The sequence below is a fragment of the Devosia sp. SD17-2 genome (assembly GCF_029201565.1).
GTDB lineage: Bacteria > Pseudomonadota > Alphaproteobacteria > Rhizobiales > Devosiaceae > Devosia.
Genome location: NZ_CP104002.1, coordinates 1,866,089 through 1,882,912 on the forward strand (window position 1 = coordinate 1,866,089; position 16,824 = coordinate 1,882,912).

A 16,824-nucleotide genomic window follows, 5' to 3' on the forward strand; every position below is an offset into this window, starting at 1 on the left:
CAAGCACTTGAGGAGGTGCATGATGTGCCGGACAGGATGGGGCCAAACTGGTTGCCAATATTCTCCTGTCTTTCCAGAGCCTGGGAGTGCTGTCCATAGAATTGGGACGACGGCTGGGGAGGGCTGTCTCACGCAATAGCATATCACGTCATAGCGTCTGGACGTTTCAACTATCGGGGGAGAAGAATTGTGTTTCAGGACACGTCCGTACTTGGACGTCTGGCGAATGGTGTTGCCCGTTGGATGGCGATAGCCGGGGGCATCGTGCTCCTCGCGATGGTTGTCCTCGTTGTCGTCAGCGTCACCGGCAGAGCGTTCATCTGGGCCGGTCTCAAGCCGATCCTGGGCGATTATGAGCTCGTGACCGTGGGCATGGGCTTTGCGGTCTTCGCCTTTCTACCCATTGCCCACATCGCCCGGGGTCACGCACTTGTTTCCCTGATCACCGACAGTCTTGGACCGCGCACCAACGCCTGGATCTTGGTCGTCACCGATCTGCTGATGCTGGTGGCCTCGGCCTTTATCGCCTGGCGGCTGTGGTTCGGCATGCTCGACAAATTCAACTATCGTGAAACGACAATCCTGCTTGGGATCTCGATGGGCTGGGCATTTGCCGCTGCCATGGTTGGCGCGGCGGCGATGGTCTTCGTCGCCTTCTATGTATTCGGCCGATCCATCAGCGATGCGCTTGCCGGACGCGCCGGACCCAAGCATGTGGGGAGCGAACATTGACCACCAATCTCATCCTCGGACTTCTGGGCATTCCGGTCGTCCTGTTGCTGGTCTTCCTGCGCGTCCCGATCGGGCTGGCCATGATGGCCGTGGGTGTTGTCGGCACCTGGCTCGTCACCAAGAATTTCAATCCGGTGATGTCGCAATTCAAGACGCTGAGCTACAGCACGTTTGCGTCGCACAGCCTTTCCGTTGTGCCGTTGTTCCTGCTGATGGGCCAGTTCGCGACCATGAGCGGGCTTTCTACCAAGATATTCAAGGCGGCGACGGCCTGGCTTGGGCACCGCAAAGGCGGTGTGGCGATGGCCGCTATCGGCGCGAGCGCCGGCTTTGGCTCCATCGTCGGGTCGTCGCTGGCAACCGCAGCAACAATGGGTCGGGTGGCGCTGCCGGAGCTCAAGAAATATGGCTATTCGGATAGTCTGGCGACGGGAACCGTGGCCGCCGGCGGCACGCTGGGCATTCTGATTCCGCCGTCGGTGATCCTGGTGATTTTCGCGGTGCTGACCGAACAGAACATCGCAAAGCTGTTCATGGGCGCGTTCATTCCAGGCCTTCTGGCAGCCCTGGGCTATCTCATTGTCATCGCCATTTATGTGCGGGTTCGGCCCGGCGCTGGTACGACGCTGGAACGGCTCCCGTACGTCGAGCGGTTCAAGGCGCTGTTTGATATCTGGCCGGTGCTGGCGGTGTTCGTGCTGGTCATCGGCGGCATCTACACCGGCATCTTCACTCCCACCGAGGCCGCGGCCATCGGCGCTGCGGGCACCGGGCTGATTGCCCTCGCCAATCGAAGCCTCAGCTGGGCGGGCGTCAGAGACGCGCTGATTTCGACGGCCACGTCGACGGCGATGATCTTCCTGATCGTGTTCGGTGCCGCGGTGCTCAACGGGTTCCTGGCGCTGTCACAACTGCCGCAGTTTTCGGCCAACTGGATTGGCGAGCAGGGGTTCAACCCGTGGGTGGTGCTGGCGATTGTGCTGGTGTTCTACGTCATTCTCGGCTGCGTCATGGACTCTCTGTCCATGATCCTGCTGACCATTCCGATCCTTTATCCCATGCTGATGGTCCTCGATTTCGGCCTCACACCGGACGAGTTCGGCATCTGGTTTGGCATAATCGCGCTGATTGCGGTCGAGGTGGGATTGATCACCCCGCCGGTGGGCATGAACCTATTCATCATCAACAGCATGTCGCCGGGCACCAAGCTCTCCGACACCTATTGGGGCGTGTTGCCATTCGTTCTGAGCGACATTGTCCGAACCATAATCCTGGTAGCATTCCCAGCGATCACGCTCAGCCTGGTCTGGTGGTTCTACTAGCGAGGATGCTCTGCGCGTCGAGGAGGAATGAGGCGCAGGGCCAACTGGCCGGCAATTGTCCGGCACCCAAGGGAGGAAGTAAAATGAAGTCGACAAGCCTTATTCTCGGCGCGATTGCAGCCCTGGCGCTGTCCAGCACGAGCTTTGCCCAGGAGGTGACGCTCCGCATTCACCAGATGCTGCCGGCACAGGCGACCATCCCGGCACAGGCGATCGAGCCCTGGGCCAATATGGTGTCAGAAGCTTCCGGCGGGCGCATTGCCTTTGAACTCTATCCGGCCATGCAGCTCGGTGGCGTTCCTGCCGATCTCTACGACCAGGCCAAGGACGGCGTGGTGGATATCGTCTGGACCATTCTGGGCTATACGCCGGGCCGCTTCCCCAAGGCGGAAGTGTTCGAGCTGCCCTTCATGCTGACCACCGGCGAGGCATCCTCGGCGGCCTTCTATAAGTATGTGATGGCCAATGCCGCCGACGAAATGGCCGGGTCCAAAGTGCTGGCACTGCACACCCACGGCCCCGGGCTCTTCCATTCGCAGGAGCCGATCAACTCGCTCGAAGACCTCGAGGGGATGAAGGTCCGCGGCGGATCTCGCATTATTTCCAACATGTTGCGCCTGCTCGGTGCCGAGCCAGTCGGCATGCCGGTGACCCAGACCCCGGAAGCGCTGTCGAAGGGCGTGATCGAAGCGACGACCGTTCCGTGGGAAGTTACCCCCTCGCTGCGTATTGCCGAGCTGGTGAAGAACCATACCGGTTTCACCAGCGACCATGGCCTCTACAGCCAGACGTTCGGCATGTTCATGAACCATGACAGCTACAACAATCTGCCCGATGATCTGAAGGCGATCATCGACGAACATTCGGGGCTGGAGCTGTCGCGCCAGTTCGGTCGCGTCATGGATAATGGTGATGCGACAGGCCTCTCGCTCGCTGTGAAGGCCGGCAACAACATCGTCCAGCTCGATGCCGAAGAGACCGCCCGCTGGGTGGCGGCTGCCGAGCCGACCTATGATGAATGGTACAAGGAAATGGAAGCCATCGGCGTCGATGGCCCGGCTCTGGTGGAAGCTGCCCGCGCTGCAATCGCGGCAGAGTAACACCTGCAGACCGACATTTCCGAAGCCCCGCCCGATCTCGGGCGGGGCTTTTTTGTGGGTTTCGGGAACGTGACCGCCGGAGAGGCCGTGGTGCTAAGGGCCTGCAATCTCAAGTCTTTTCGATATTTACGCTGCTTGCTCAACATGTGGTGTTGACTTGGGTGTGTTTCGCGGTAACGTTCCCATGCTTGGCGGAGGGGCCGGGCGAGGGAGAGAATTGGGTATGAGCCGTAACCGCCGGCCGACCATTATCGATGTTGCCGAGCGCGCCGGGGTGTCCAAGAGCACCGCAGCGCGGGCACTGGCTGGTTCTTCCAACATCACTGAAGAGACCCGGAAAAAGGTCATCCAGGCGGCCGAGGCGGTGGGCTATGAGCGCAACCATCTGGCGGTGGGCATGCGCTCGGGACGCAGCGGCATGCTGGGGCTCGTCATTCCCGATATCGCCAACCCGTTCTGGGCTGATGTCGCGCGTGGCGCGCAGGATCGCGCGGCCAAGGCGGGCGCTTCGCTGCTGGTCTTTTCGTCGGACTGGGACCCGCAGGTCGAGGCGGCTCATCTGCGGACGCTGCGGCGGGCCCGGGTGGATGGCGCCATCGTCAATCCCGTCTCCGACAGTTTTGACGATCTTGACCGCTTCGGCATGCCCTGCGTGTTCATCGGTTCGAGCGCCGAACGGTTTCCAGATATTTCGAGCGTCGGCTCGGACATCGCCCAGGCCGTGCGGCTGGGCCTCGATTATCTTGTCGCCAAGGGGCACAAGGCTCCCGCGCTGATCCTGGGCTCGAAAGGTCGTCTGGCCCGTGCGCGTTTTTTGCGGGCTGTGCATGAGCACTGTGTCGAGCGCGACCTCGATCCAGCGATCCTGCCGATCGAGGACGGCGAATATACGGTTGAAGGCGGGCGCGAGGCGATGCGGCGCCTGCTGGCGCAACCGCGCGTTGGGCATCTGGCGGTGTTTGCCGCCAATGACATGATGGCGCTAGGCGCAATGATGGCGGTGCGCGACGCGGGCCTCGATTGCCCGAGCGATGTGTCGATCCTCGGTTTTGACGGGATTCCGTCAGGGGAATTTGCCTGGCCGGGGCTCACGACCGTGGCCAAGCCGGGACGCGATATCGGCGAGCGGGCAGTGGAGTGCCTGTTCGATGAGATTGAACACAAGCCGGACCACCGGCGAATTTACATGCCGTGCCGACTTCTAGAGCGAGGCTCACTCGCCGATCTGTCGACACAGCATGCCTCGCACATCGCGGGGGCAGGGAGGGTCTGAAAATGACTGCTGATGCCGGTCAAAATTCGACGCGTGCACCAATCGGTGGGAACGTTCCCGCTGACGCAGCCATTCGCACTTCGGGTGAGTTGGCTAGCAGACTGTTACCCGCGAGGAAGGGTTTTCGCGAAAGCGTGCGCCAATGGTGGCCCTATTACGCGATGATGGCGCCGGGCCTCCTGTTCTTCTTCGTCTGGCACTATGTTCCGATCTGGGAAGCCAAGATGGCGTTCGAGCAGGTCCGGATCATTCCGCCCAATATCTGGGTCGGGCTGAAGAACTTTCAGACGCTGTTCTCCTCGCCGCTGTTCTACCAGGTGCTGGCCAATACGCTGATCATCTCGGGCATGAAGATCATCTTCGTGTTCCCCGTTCCGATCATCGTGGCGCTGCTGCTCAATGAAATCCGCAGCGGTAAGTTTCGCGGGATGATCCAGTCGGCGATCTATCTGCCGCACTTCCTGTCCTGGGTGGTGATCGCGGGCGTGTTCATTGCGCTGCTGTCGCCTACCGATGGCGCGGTCAACCAGATCCAGACCGCGATGGGCTTTGCGCCCATCAACTACATGACCAATACCGGAACGATCCGCTGGGTGCTGGTGATCTCGGAAATCTGGCGCTCGGCCGGTTGGGACAGCCTGCTCTATCTCGCGGCGATCTTTGCGATCGACCCGCAGCTCTATGAGGCGGCGGAGCTGGACGGCGCGAGCCGCTGGCAGAAGATCCGACACGTCACCATTCCCGGCATCGTGCCGACCATTGCGACGCTGTTCATTCTCAACATGGGCATGTTCCTCTCGGCTGACCTCAACCAGGTGGTCAACATGCAGAACGCGGTCAATGCGTCGACCATCGATATCCTCGACACCTATGTATACCGCATGGGCCTGTTTACCGGGGAGTACGCGCTGGCGACGGCGGCGGGCCTCTTCAAGGCTGTGATCGGCATGGCGCTGGTGTTGATCAGCCATTTCATCAGCAAGCGACTAACCGGCAAGGGAGTGTGGTGATGGCCAGTTTTTCGCGCCGGACGCCGCTCGAACGCGTCGAATATGTGCTTATCGTCTCGACCCTGCTGCTGCTTGTGGTGTTCACGCTGCATCCGCTGCTCAACCTCCTGGCGCTGTCGTTTACCGAGCCGAGCAAGGTGGCTGGCTTTTCGGGCCTCTCGATCATCCCCGACGGGTTTTCGACCGATGTCTGGGCACTGCTGCTGCAGCACCCCAACGTGCAGCGGGGTCTCTTCAACTCGATCTGGATGACGGCGACCAGCGTTTGCCTTGGTGTTTTCGGCACGGCGCTGATGGCCTGGGGCATGTCGCGACCCGGCCTGCCGGGTCGACGGCTGATCTTCATCATGGTGCTGGTGACCATCGTGTTCGAGCCCGGCATCATTCCCGACTACTTCCTGATGAAGCGGATGGGCCTGCTCAACACGCCCTGGGCCGTCATCATGTATAAGGTGATCAGCGCCTGGTACCTCATCATCCTCATCCGCTTCTTCGAGGAAATTCCCAAGGAATTGCTGGAGGCGGCTGAGCTCGACGGCGCCAATCCGTTCCAGACCTTTTTCCTGGTCGTGCTGCCGCTGGCCAAGCCCGCGCTCGCCACCATCGCGCTGTTCTACCTCGTGCTGCACTGGAACGAGTTCTTCCGCTCGATGATCTACCTCAACGACCAGACGAAGTGGCCGCTGCAGGTGGTGCTGCGCCAGTTCGTGATCGAGGGGGACAAGGTGGCCATCGTCGGCGCTAATAATCTCGCCAACAACACGGCCATTGCGCAGATCAATATCCGGGCGCTGAAGGCGGGGATGATCTTCATCACCATCCTGCCGATCCTGGCAATCTACCCGCTGATTTTGAAGTTCTTCACCAAGGGCACGATGTCGGGGGCGCTGAAGGGATGAGGATTTTTGGGGGGGCTCACCTCTCCCTTGGGGAGAGGTCGGATTGCGGAGCAAGCCGGGTGAGGGGGCCTTGCTGGGATTTTGGGAAGGTCCCCTCACCCGACGCAAGGGCGTCGACCTCTCCCCCGGAGGGAGTGGTGGGGCCGGTGTGTGGGACTCCACCCCCTCCTATCCTCCCCCTTCGAGGGGGAGGTGGAGCCGGTGGGCGGGAGAGAATGGGGCCTGCAGGCCTTTGACGATGGATCGGGGCTCTCGCCCCCCACCCTCAATCTCTCCCACGAGGGGGAGGGAGGCGGGCCGGTGAGTTACGAAAAATTCCGCGAAAGCGGTGTGACGGAATAAACGGAGGAGACTGGAAATGAAGTTCAAGACGCTGCTTTTGGCGACGACGGCCATGGCCATGCTGGGTGCTGCTGTGGCGCCGGCTATGGCCCAGACAACGCTGCGGCTGGTGAGCAAGGATCTGCTGACCACCAACCCCGATGACATGAAGGAAATCGAGGCTATCGAAGCTGCGCTCAAGGCGCAGGGAACCGATGTCGATATCCAGACCATCGATTTGCCGGGCGGCACCGCTGCCTATGGCGAGGCGCTGGGCGTGATGCTGCTGTCGGGCGATATCCCGGACATCATGTATTTCCAAGGCGGCGACCAGAAGATGGCCGAGCAGGGGATTCTCGAGGATCTGCGCCCCTGGGTGGAAGGCTCGGAAACTGTGAAGGCCGGCATGTGGCCGCACAATTTCGACCGTCTCGAGAACTATCCTTATCTCATCTATCTCTATCCCGCGCGCGCTCCGCAGCCGGTGATGCGCAAGGACTGGCTGGATGAGCTGGGCCTTCAGCCACCGACCACGGTGGAAGAATATGAAGCGCTGTTCCAGGCCATTCACGACGCCGATCTCGATGGTGACGGCACGCCGGGCAATACGCTGGGCCTGACCGGTTTTGGCAATACGGGTGAACTCGACTCCATCTTCAATCAGGCGTTTGGCGTGACCGGCACCTGGATGAAGAACGCCGAGGGCAAGTGGGTGAATGCCCGCGTGACCGACGCGGAAAAGGCCAAGATCGAGTTCTACGCGCGGCTGGCGGACAAGGGCCTCTTCGACAAGGAATATGTCACCAACACCTATGACGTGAAGGAAGACAAGTTCTACACCGGCAAGGCCGGCGTGATCTTCGGCTCGTCGCCGGAAGTGATCGACATCTATTCGGGCAAGATGCGCCAGACCTATCCGGAAGCTGACGTGAGCCTCGTGCTGCTGCCAGTGCCGTCGGGCCCGGGCGGCAAGGGCCTGGCTGCGGTCGATGTGGCCAAGGAAGCGCGCGGCTGGGCGATCTCCTCGCTCTCCGAGCACAAGGACGAAGCCTTCAAGGTGCTCGAATTCATGGCCTCCAAGGAAGGTCAGGATATCGACCGCCTGGGCTTTGAGGGCGTGCACCACAATACCGCCGCCGATGGCAGCGTGACCTTCACCGACGCGATCTCGACCTGGTATGCGCGCTTCTTTAACGCGTCCAACTGGACGCCGCCGACCCCGCTGCTTGGCGACACCGCACAGGCCGCGCTCGACAACATCAAGGCGGACTTCGTGGCCGACAATGCCTTTGTCTGGCCGGCCGAATACGCCGCTGAGGTCGACGCCACCGAGCAGATCTATCGCGCCTGGGTGGCCCGCTTCATCACCGGTGAAGCCTCGCTCGACCAGTGGGGCGATTTCGTCAGCGAATACAACGCTGCCGGCGGTGCCCGCATGGCTGAATACGCTGCGAGCGTGTTGGGCGAGTAAGGGCAGGGCGCGGAGGGCGCTGTCTCTCCGCATCCACGGAACGGCACCTCCCCCTTGAAGGGGGAGGTTGGGAGGGGTGCAAGAGCCCGGATGGCCGAGCTCTTGGCCCCACTCCCACCCTGACCCGCCCCCTTCAGGAGGGGGAGGTGTCGACTGAGAACGCAGTGATTGACGCCTGAACTGAAAGTTGTGTGCACACGATGACCCCATCCCTGAACTCCCGCATTCGCGGCATGCTGCATGGCGTTGCGCTGGGCGATGCGCTGGGTGCGCCGGTGGAAAAGCTGTCGGCAGCCCAGATCCGCGAGCGCTATGGGCGGGTGCGGTCGGTGATGACGCGGTGGCACAAGATGGATCTGCCGTCCGAGCAGCGGAACCACAGGGTGCGCGGCGACGGGATCGTTACCGACGACACGCTCATGACGCTGGCGATGATGGATATCTATGCCGAGGTGAAGCGGCATCTCGACGCCTGGGATATGGCCGACGGGATGGTGCGCCAGATCGCCTGGATCAAGCGCTGGGTGCCGGAGTTGCAGCGCGAGGCGATGTTGATCGACCGGCTGTTTTATCCGGAGAAATGGATCTTTCAGCGCCACCAGCTGGCCAATTGCGATCCGCGGCAGGGTGGGATCGGCAACATGGTGAACTGTGGGGCGGCGATGTACATCGCGCCGATCGGGGTGGCGAATGCGGCGGATCCAAAGGCAGCCTATGGCGAGGCGATCGCCTTCGCTTCGGGCCATCAGGAGAGCTATGGGCTTGAGGCCGCCGGAGTGATGGCGGCGGCGGTGGCGGCGGCCTTTTTGCCGGGGACGAGCATCGAAAAAATTGTCGAGACGGTGACCGGGCTGGCCAAGGATGGCACGCGGGAGGCGATTGAGGCCATCGCCGAGGCGGCGCTGCGGCTGCGGAAGACGGGCGCTGAGCATGAAGAGGTCTCTGCGGTTTTCCACGAGATCATCGGGCGGTTTTCGGTGATGGGCGATGACCTCAATCACATGGAAGAAAAGGTGGGGCGGCGGACAGATGCCTACCGGCCGAGCCGGTTGCTCTCCATTGAGGAATTGCCGCTGGCGCTTGGTTTTTGCCTTTTCAATGGCGGCGACTTCCGGCGCTCGATCGAGGACGGGATCAATTCGGGACGCGATACGGATTCCATCGGCGTGATGGCCGGGGCGATCCTGGGGGCGATGCACGGTGAAGCTGTGATCGACGCTGAGGATCATGCGCAGATCAACAGGGCGAACAGGCTCGATCTGACGGCGTCGGCGGATGCGTTTGCCGGGGTGGTGACGGAAATTCTCGCTGCGGATCGCGCGGCTGCGGAGGCGCGCTGGGTGGCCAGGGCAGAACTGGGTTTGGCGTGATTTTCTCCTGAGTTTTCCGGCTCCCGCCTGTGACGGCGAGACGAATGCACCAAGAATTTTGAAAGTCAGAAGCGAATGCTGTCCGAAACCCAAATCCTCGAAAAGATCTATGCCGGCTTTATCGGCAAGGCCATTGGCGTGCGCCTCGGCGCCCCGGTCGAGCCGACCATCTGGAGCTATGAGCGCATCCACAAGACCTATGGCGAGGTGACGCAATATCTCCGCGATTTCAAGAACTTCGCGGCCGATGATGACACCAATGGCCCGGTCTATTTCATCCGGGCGCTGCGCGATTACGGGCTCGATTGCACCGCCGAGGATGTGGGCAAGACCTGGCTGAACTATGCGGCCGAGGAGCACGGCATGTATTGGTGGGGCGGGTTTGGTGTGTCGACCGAGCACACCGCCTATCGCAATCTGCGGGCCGGTATCCCTGCGCCGCAATCGGGCTCCATCGCGCAGAACGGCACGACGGTGGCCGAGCAGATTGGCGGGCAGATTTTCATCGACAGCTGGGGCTGGGTGAACCCGGGCAATCCGCAGCGGGCGGCGGACATGTCGGCGATGGCCGCAAGCGTTGCCCATGATGGCGACGGGCTCAATGGCGCGCGCTTCTGCGCGGCGGCGATTGCAGCGGCGTTTGAGGCCGGAAGCATTGACGAGATCATCGCGACGGCCATGTCTACCATTGATGCCGGTTCGACCTATGCCCGTGTGGGTCAGGCGGTGATCGACTTCCATAAGGCGAACCCGAAAGATTGGCGGGCCTGCCGGGAGATGCTGGAGGCCGAATGGGGCTATGACCGCTATCCCGGCGTCTGCCACATCATTCCCAATGCGGGCGTGACCATCATGTCGATCCTTTATGGCGCAGGCGATTTGCCGCGCACGGCAGAGATCGCAACCATGGCTGGCTGGGACACCGATTGTAACGCCGGCAATGCGGCGGCGATTGTCGCGACGTTTCAGGGGCTGCACGAAGGCTGGGGCAAATATCGCAAGCCCATCAATGATTTCCTGATTGCCTCCGGGATCGTCGGCAGCATCAATATCGTCGATATTCCGAGCTTTGCGCGCGAGCTGACGGTGTTGGCGCTGCAACTGGCGGGCCGGGACGTACCGGCGCTGTGGCAGGAAGATTTCTCCCGGCGCGGGCTGCGGTTTGATTTTGACCTGCCGGGCTCGACCCATGGTTTCCGGACCGAGGGCTTTAATCAAATCACGCTGAAGCATTCCGATGAACGGCATGTCGAGGGCTCGCGCGGATCGCTGGAAATCCAGCTCGATCGGCTGGAGCGCGGGCAGGGCGGCCGGGTGTTCTGGAAGCCGTTCTATCGGCGCACGGATTTTGACGACGAGCGTTATCGGCCAATGTTCAGCCCGGTGGTCGATGCGGGGCAGATCGTCTCGTTCAAGCTCTGGCTCGATCCGTGGAATGGCGACGGCAATCTGCGCGTAGCGCCCTATGTGCGCCGGACGATGAGTGGCGCGATTGAGGAAGTCGGGGCCTGGGATGTGCCGTCAGCAGAGGGTTGGCAGGACTATTCCTTTGCGGTGCCGGATGGGGTGGAAGCGATCGACGAGATCGGCATCTCCATCGAGTATTTTGGGCGGCTGAAGTTTTTAGGGCGGCTGTTCCTGGCCGATTTCAGGGTGGAAGGGCCGGGGCGGATCGTCATCGAGCCGGAGACCGAGGCACAGGAATGGGGCGCGATCACGCGGTTTACCTATAATCGCGGGCACTGGACCAAGAGTTTTGGGCGCATTCAGGGGCATACGGCGGGCGATGCCGATATGTGGACCGGGCATTATTACGCCAAGGATGTCACGGTCTCGGCCGATATCCAGCGGCTCTCGGGCGCCTCGCAGCTGGTGACGGCGCGGGTGCTAGGGACGGGGCGGTTTTATGCGGCCGGGTTTGAGGGGGATGAGGTGGTCATCCTCAAGGAGAATTTTGGGTCCACCGTTCTCGCAAGGGCATCGTTCAAGCCGGAGACCGGGAAGAGCTATCAGTTTGCCTTCAGCGTGAAGGGAGATCAGCTGACTTTTGCGGTGGATGGGACGGAGCTGATCTCGGCGAGAGATAGCGACTACACCCACGGCATGGCGGGCGTTCGGCTGGCCTCGGCTGGGCGGATGAGTGTTGGGCGGATCGAGATCGTCGAGAGCTGAGTGAAGTCAGCTCAGTGAAGAGGGAAGGCCCCCTCATCCGACGCTTCGCGTCGACCTCTCCCCCAAGGGAGAGGTGAAGGGGAGGCCGCCATATGGCGGTGACAGAGGAGACGAATATGTCGGAGATCGTGCTCAAGCAGGTGGGCAAGCGCTATGGCAATGTCACCGTGCTCAAGGATATTTCGCTCGAAATGGGCGACGGCGAATTCGTCGTGCTGGTCGGGCCCTCCGGGTGCGGGAAGTCGACGCTGCTGCGGATGATCGCGGGGCTGGAGGATATTTCCTCGGGCGAGATCACCATTGGCGGAAAGGTCGTCAACAATATGCCGGCCAAGGAGCGGGACATCGCCATGGTGTTCCAGAGCTACGCGCTCTACCCCCATATGAAGGTTGCCGACAATATGAGCTTTGCGCTGCGGCTGGCGGGCACGTCCAAGGCCGAGATCAAGACGCGGGTGGCGGAAGCGGCGGAGATTCTGGGGCTCGAGAATTTGCTCGACCGTCTGCCCAAGGAACTCTCGGGCGGGCAGCGGCAGCGCGTGGCCATGGGGCGGGCCATCGTGCGCAATCCGCGGGCGTTTCTGTTCGATGAGCCGCTTTCCAACCTCGATGCCAAGCTGCGCGTGAAAATGCGCGGCGAGATCAAGCGGCTGCATCAGCGGCTGGGCAAGACGATGATCTATGTGACCCACGATCAGACCGAGGCCATGACCATGGCCGACAAGATCGTGGTGCTCAATGGCGGCAATATCGAGCAGGCCGGCGCGCCGCTCGAGCTCTACAACAATCCGGCTAATCTGTTTGTGGCGAGCTTTATCGGCTCGCCGGAGATCAATCTCTTCGAAGCGCGTTACGAGGGCGGGACTTCGGTGCGGGTCGGCGGGCAGGAACTGCCGCTGGGCACGCCGCTCGATGTCCCTGCGGGGACGGAGATTGTTTACGGCGTGCGGCCGCAGCAGATCACGGTCGGGGCTGAGGGCGTTCCGGTGAGCGTGCAGGTGGTGGAGCCGACCGGGGACGCGCAGGAAGTGCTAGCGCATCTGGGCGGCGAGGAAATTTCGGTGGTGGTGCGAGACCACGCGCTGCTGCGGCCGGGGGATGAGGTGCGGCTGGTGATCGATCCGGCGCGGGTGTTTGTGTTTGATAAGGCGACGGGGTTGCGGCTGCGGTGAGTTTCTTAGCCGTTCTGGCTCCCTCCCCCTCGTGGGGAGGGTTGGGGTGGGGGGCTACTGGCACAGTGCTTAGACATACCCCCACCCTCGTTCCCTCCCCACAAGGGGGAAGAGGCGCAGACTGAGAGGCTGGGGCGACTGGAACTCTCGTTACCCCCACCCGGCCTCCCCCTGAAAAGGGGGAGGGGGGCGATCGGGGCTCTCGTTGTTTAGGGATCAGATATGAATTTTGAGACGAAAAAGTTTGATCCCTCTGCGCGGGGGCCGCTGGACAATATTCGGGTGCTCGATCTCAGCCGGTTGATGGCGGGGAATATGCTGAGCCTGCAGCTGGCCGATTTTGGGGCGGATGTGATCAAGATCGAGCCGCCGGAGGGGGATCCGCTGCGGGCGTGGAAGGATGACGGGCATTCGCTGTTCTGGAAGGCCTATGGGCGCAATAAGCGGTCGGTGATGCTCAATCTGCGCGAGCCCCAGGCGATGGACGCGCTGTGGCGGCTGGTTGAGACGGCAGATGTGTTCATCGAGAATTTTCGGCCGGGGACGCTGGAAAAAATGGGGCTGGCGCCGGAAAAGCTGCTGGCGCGCAATCCGGATCTGATCGTGGTGCGGATTTCGGGGTTTGGGCAGACGGGGCCCTATGCCCATCTGCCGGGGTTTGGGACCATTGTCGAGGCGATGAGCGGGTTCGCCGATCGGACCGGCTTTCCGGATCGCGAGCCGGTGCTGCCGCCGCTGGCGCTGGCGGATATGATCGCCGGGATCTACGGGGCCTCTGCGACGATGATGGCGCTTTATGCGCGACAGGGCGGGACGGCGCGGGGGCAGGTGATTGATCTCAGCCTCCTCGAGCCGATGTTTTCGGTGCTGGGGCCGGAGGCGGCGATCCATGCGGTGACGGGCAAGATCAAGCAGCGTTCCGGCAGTGCGTCCAACACGGCCTCGCCACGAAATGTCTATCTCTGTGCCGACGGGAAATATCTGGCGCTGTCGGGGTCGACGCCGGCGGTGGCCAAGCGGATTTTCGAGATCATCGGCAGGCCGGAGATGATCGGGGATCCGCGCTTTGCCACGAATTCGGATCGGGTGAAAAACCGGATGCTGGTGGATGAGACGATCGGTAACTGGTTTGCAACGCGTGAGAGTGCTGAGGCGCTGGAGACCATGCGTGCGGCCGGGGCAACAGTGGGGCCGGTCTACAATATTGCCGACGCGATGGCGGACAGCCATTTCGCCGAGCGCGAGATTATCGTGGCGGCGGAGGATGAGGAGTTCGGGACGCTGCCGATGCACAATATCGTCCCGCGCATGTCCGGCACGCCGGGGGTGTGGCGGCTGCCGGCGCCTGAACTTGGCCAGCACAATGACGAGATTTTTCGCGAGATTGGCGTTGATCCGCGCGCGATGGAGGGGGAGCAGAAATGATGCGGTCGCTGCTCTATGTGCCGGCTCAATCCGAGCGGTTTATCGCCAAGGCGCATGAGCGGGGGGCCGATGCGATCATCCTCGATCTTGAGGATGCGGTGCCCGAAGCGAGCAAGGATGCGGCGCGGGAGGGGCTGGCTGACGCGGTGGCTGCGGTGCGTCGGAATGGGGCGCGGGTGCTGGTGCGGGTCAATGCCGGAGAGCGGCAGCGCGAGGATGCGCTGGCGGCGTGCCGGGCGGGGGCGGATGGGCTTTCGGTGCCGAAGGCGCGGAGTGCGGAAGAATTTGCGGCGCTGGCGGATGTGTTAGCGCCGGAGGAGGCGAAGGCTGGGCGGGCGCCGATGGAGTTTGTCGCGGTGCTGGAGGATCCGGGGGCGCTGCTCGATGCTGCCAAAATTGCTCGGGGGCCGCGGCTGATAGCGCTGTCGCTCGGCGGCGAGGATTTTGCGCTGGCGATCGGGGGCGAGCCGACGCCCGAGGTGCTGCGGGTGCCAAAGCTGATGGTGCATTATGCGGCCAAGGCGGCGGGCTTGCTATCGCTGGGGCTGTTGCGCAGCGTGGCGGATTATAGCGATCTCGAGGGGATCAAAGCAGCGGTGGCGGAGGCCAGGGCGCATGGGTTTGATGGCGCGAGCTGCGTGCATCCGGCGGTGGTGCCGCTGCTCAATGCCGGGTTTTCGCCGAGTGCGGAAGAAGTGGATTGGGCGGAGCGGGTGGTGGCTCGGGCGGCCGGGGGCGAGGGCGCGTTTGAGCTCGACGGCAGGATGGTCGATGCGCCGGTAATTGCGCGGGCCAGGAAGATCCTGGCCCGGCGGTAAAGTTTAGGTCAGGCGTTGATTGCGGCGATGGCCGCGACGGATTTCGACATGCTCTCAACAGTGTCACCGGTGACGATGGCGCCGAGGAGGGGGGCGGCGATGCCGATGTCCTTGAGGGCGCGGGCGTCGTCGGGGGTGAGCGCGAGCTGGCTCGGCACGATCACCGGGACGTCGACGGCGTCGACGATGGCCTTGTAGCGGGCGAGGTCGTCGGCGGTCATGGCGGTGCGGTAGCGGTCGAATGTCATGATCGAGGCTTCGACGATGCAGCCGGGGGTGGCGGCGATGGATTTTACATCGTCCGGGGTGCTGGTCGAGGACAGCGCCGGCATGGGGCGGAGTTTTGACTGCAGCAGATGCGGCTGCAGATGGTCGATGTAGACGTTAAAACCCTGGAAGCCGAGATCGTGGAGGGCGTCCATTTCCTCGGCGGTGGGGACGGTTTCCTGACCAGCCATAACCAGCAGAGGGCAGCCCAGCTTGGCCAGTTCCTCAAAGAACGGACGTTCTTCGGTGAAGGTGCCGAAGGTGCGGTCGGTGGCGCGGTGATAGGCGTTGAGGTGGGTCTTGATGGCGGTGGCGCCGGCATCGAGTGCGGCTTTGGCGAGGTCGATGTCGTGCCGCGCCAGCGAGACGATGACCGGGAAGCTGCCGTCGGTGAGGGAAGTGTAGAACGGGGTCGTCGCGTACATCAGTTGATCCGGTTGCCGTCTGCGGCGTCGAAAAGGTGGATGGCGGAAAGCTCGGGCGTGACCGAGATGGTTTCGCCGGGACGGGCGCTGATGCGCTCGCGGAAGACGCCGATAATGGTCTGGCCGGCAAGGGTCATGGTGACCTGGGTTTCAGAGCCCATGGGTTCGACCAGATTCACGATGGCCGGGATGCCGTTGGGGTCGAGGGAGAGGTGCTCGGGGCGGATGCCGTATTTGGCCGCGCCGGTGGCGGTGATGCCAGCGGGCAGGGGTAAGGTGACGCCATTGGCGACGAACCCGCTGGCTTCGATGGTGCCAGGGATGATGTTCATGCCCGGCGAGCCGATGAAGCCGGCGACGAAGAGATTGGCCGGACGATCATAGAGATCGAGCGGGGCGCCGATTTGTTCGACGCGGCCGCCGTGCATGACGACGATGCGGTCGGCCATGGTCATGGCTTCGATCTGGTCGTGGGTGACGTAGATGGTGGTGACCCCCAGCCGCTGGTGCAGGGCCTTGATCTCGCCGCGCATGACGACGCGGAGTTTGGCGTCGAGGTTGGAGAGCGGCTCGTCGAAGAGGAAAACCTGCGGGTTGCGCACGATGGCGCGGCCCATGGCGACGCGCTGACGCTGGCCGCCCGAGAGCTGGCGCGGATAGCGATCAAGCAGGTGCGAGAGGTCGAGGATGTCCGCCGCCCATTTGACGCGCTCGGCGATCTCGGCCTTGGAGGCACCGCGGTGCTCGAGGGAGAAGCCCATGTTGGTAGCGACCGTCATGTGCGGGTAGAGCGCATAATTCTGGAACACCATGGCGATGTCCCGGTCCTTGGGCTCGAGCTCGTTGACGACGCGGTCGCCGATCGAGATTTCGCCCGAGGAGATAGTTTCGAGACCGGCGATCATGCGCAGCAGGGTGGACTTGCCGCAGCCCGAGGGGCCGACGAGGACGATGAATTCGCCGTCGGTGATGTCGACATCGATCCCGTGCAGGATGTTGATGTCGCCGTAGGCCTTGCGGACGTTATCGAGAGTTACTTTGGCCATG

At 62.5% G+C, this 16,824-nt stretch carries 14 protein-coding genes; 12 read left to right on the forward strand and 2 right to left on the reverse strand.

Annotated features, from left to right (window positions below):
- The first annotated feature begins 189 nt into the window (after positions 1-189).
- From NYQ88_RS09170 to NYQ88_RS09225, 12 genes are all read left to right on the forward strand, one after another.
- On the forward strand, positions 190-732 hold the full coding sequence (locus NYQ88_RS09170) for a TRAP transporter small permease (RefSeq protein WP_275654625.1): 543 nt from the start codon (positions 190-192) through the stop codon (positions 730-732).
- Positions 729-2,054 carry a TRAP transporter large permease gene (locus NYQ88_RS09175; protein ID WP_275654626.1) on the forward strand — a complete coding sequence of 442 codons (1,326 nt, stop codon included), beginning with the start codon at positions 729-731 and terminating at the stop codon, positions 2,052-2,054. Before NYQ88_RS09170 ends, NYQ88_RS09175 begins: the two co-directional genes overlap by 4 nt.
- A gap of 83 nt (positions 2,055-2,137) precedes the next feature.
- Positions 2,138-3,154, forward strand: a complete 1,017-nt coding sequence (locus tag NYQ88_RS09180) for a TRAP transporter substrate-binding protein (RefSeq protein WP_275654627.1) — start codon at positions 2,138-2,140, stop codon at positions 3,152-3,154.
- Between the two features lie 223 nt (positions 3,155-3,377).
- Complete coding sequence (locus NYQ88_RS09185; protein ID WP_275654628.1) at positions 3,378-4,427, forward strand: LacI family DNA-binding transcriptional regulator; 1,050 nt, start codon at positions 3,378-3,380, stop codon at positions 4,425-4,427.
- A 134-nt stretch (positions 4,428-4,561) separates the two neighbouring features.
- Positions 4,562-5,437 (forward strand): ABC transporter permease subunit, encoded by an 876-nt coding sequence (locus NYQ88_RS09190; protein WP_275654629.1) that lies wholly within the window; start codon positions 4,562-4,564, stop codon positions 5,435-5,437.
- Positions 5,437-6,336, forward strand: coding sequence for a carbohydrate ABC transporter permease (locus NYQ88_RS09195; protein WP_275654630.1), 900 nt, complete (start codon positions 5,437-5,439; stop codon positions 6,334-6,336). The genes NYQ88_RS09190 and NYQ88_RS09195 overlap by 1 nt, the downstream gene beginning before the upstream one ends.
- 358 nt (positions 6,337-6,694) lie before the next feature.
- Positions 6,695-8,128: an extracellular solute-binding protein gene (locus tag NYQ88_RS09200; RefSeq protein ID WP_275654631.1), complete on the forward strand. Its 1,434-nt coding sequence runs from the start codon at positions 6,695-6,697 to the stop codon at positions 8,126-8,128.
- Between the two features lie 200 nt (positions 8,129-8,328).
- Positions 8,329-9,498 (forward strand): ADP-ribosylglycohydrolase family protein, encoded by a 1,170-nt coding sequence (locus NYQ88_RS09205; protein WP_275654632.1) that lies wholly within the window; start codon positions 8,329-8,331, stop codon positions 9,496-9,498.
- A gap of 75 nt (positions 9,499-9,573) precedes the next feature.
- Positions 9,574-11,670 carry an ADP-ribosylglycohydrolase family protein gene (locus NYQ88_RS09210; RefSeq protein WP_275654633.1) on the forward strand — a complete coding sequence of 699 codons (2,097 nt, stop codon included), beginning with the start codon at positions 9,574-9,576 and terminating at the stop codon, positions 11,668-11,670.
- A 116-nt stretch (positions 11,671-11,786) separates the two neighbouring features.
- Positions 11,787-12,842 (forward strand): sn-glycerol-3-phosphate ABC transporter ATP-binding protein UgpC, encoded by a 1,056-nt coding sequence (ugpC, locus tag NYQ88_RS09215; RefSeq protein WP_275654634.1) that lies wholly within the window; start codon positions 11,787-11,789, stop codon positions 12,840-12,842.
- Between the two features lie 222 nt (positions 12,843-13,064).
- Positions 13,065-14,267 carry a CoA transferase gene (locus NYQ88_RS09220; protein ID WP_275654635.1) on the forward strand — a complete coding sequence of 401 codons (1,203 nt, stop codon included), beginning with the start codon at positions 13,065-13,067 and terminating at the stop codon, positions 14,265-14,267.
- Positions 14,264-15,085: a CoA ester lyase gene (locus NYQ88_RS09225; RefSeq protein WP_275654636.1), complete on the forward strand. Its 822-nt coding sequence runs from the start codon at positions 14,264-14,266 to the stop codon at positions 15,083-15,085. Before NYQ88_RS09220 ends, NYQ88_RS09225 begins: the two co-directional genes overlap by 4 nt.
- 8 nt (positions 15,086-15,093) lie before the next feature.
- Here NYQ88_RS09225 and NYQ88_RS09230 read toward each other — a convergent pair whose 3' ends face one another.
- On the reverse strand, positions 15,094-15,777 hold the full coding sequence (locus NYQ88_RS09230; protein ID WP_275654637.1) for a hypothetical protein: 684 nt from the start codon (positions 15,775-15,777) through the stop codon (positions 15,094-15,096).
- A complete protein-coding gene (gene ugpC, locus NYQ88_RS09235) occupies positions 15,777-16,823 on the reverse strand; it encodes a sn-glycerol-3-phosphate ABC transporter ATP-binding protein UgpC (protein ID WP_275654638.1) in 1,047 nt (348 codons plus the stop codon). Before ugpC (NYQ88_RS09235) ends, NYQ88_RS09230 begins: the two co-directional genes overlap by 1 nt.
- Position 16,824: the final 1 nt, after the last annotated feature.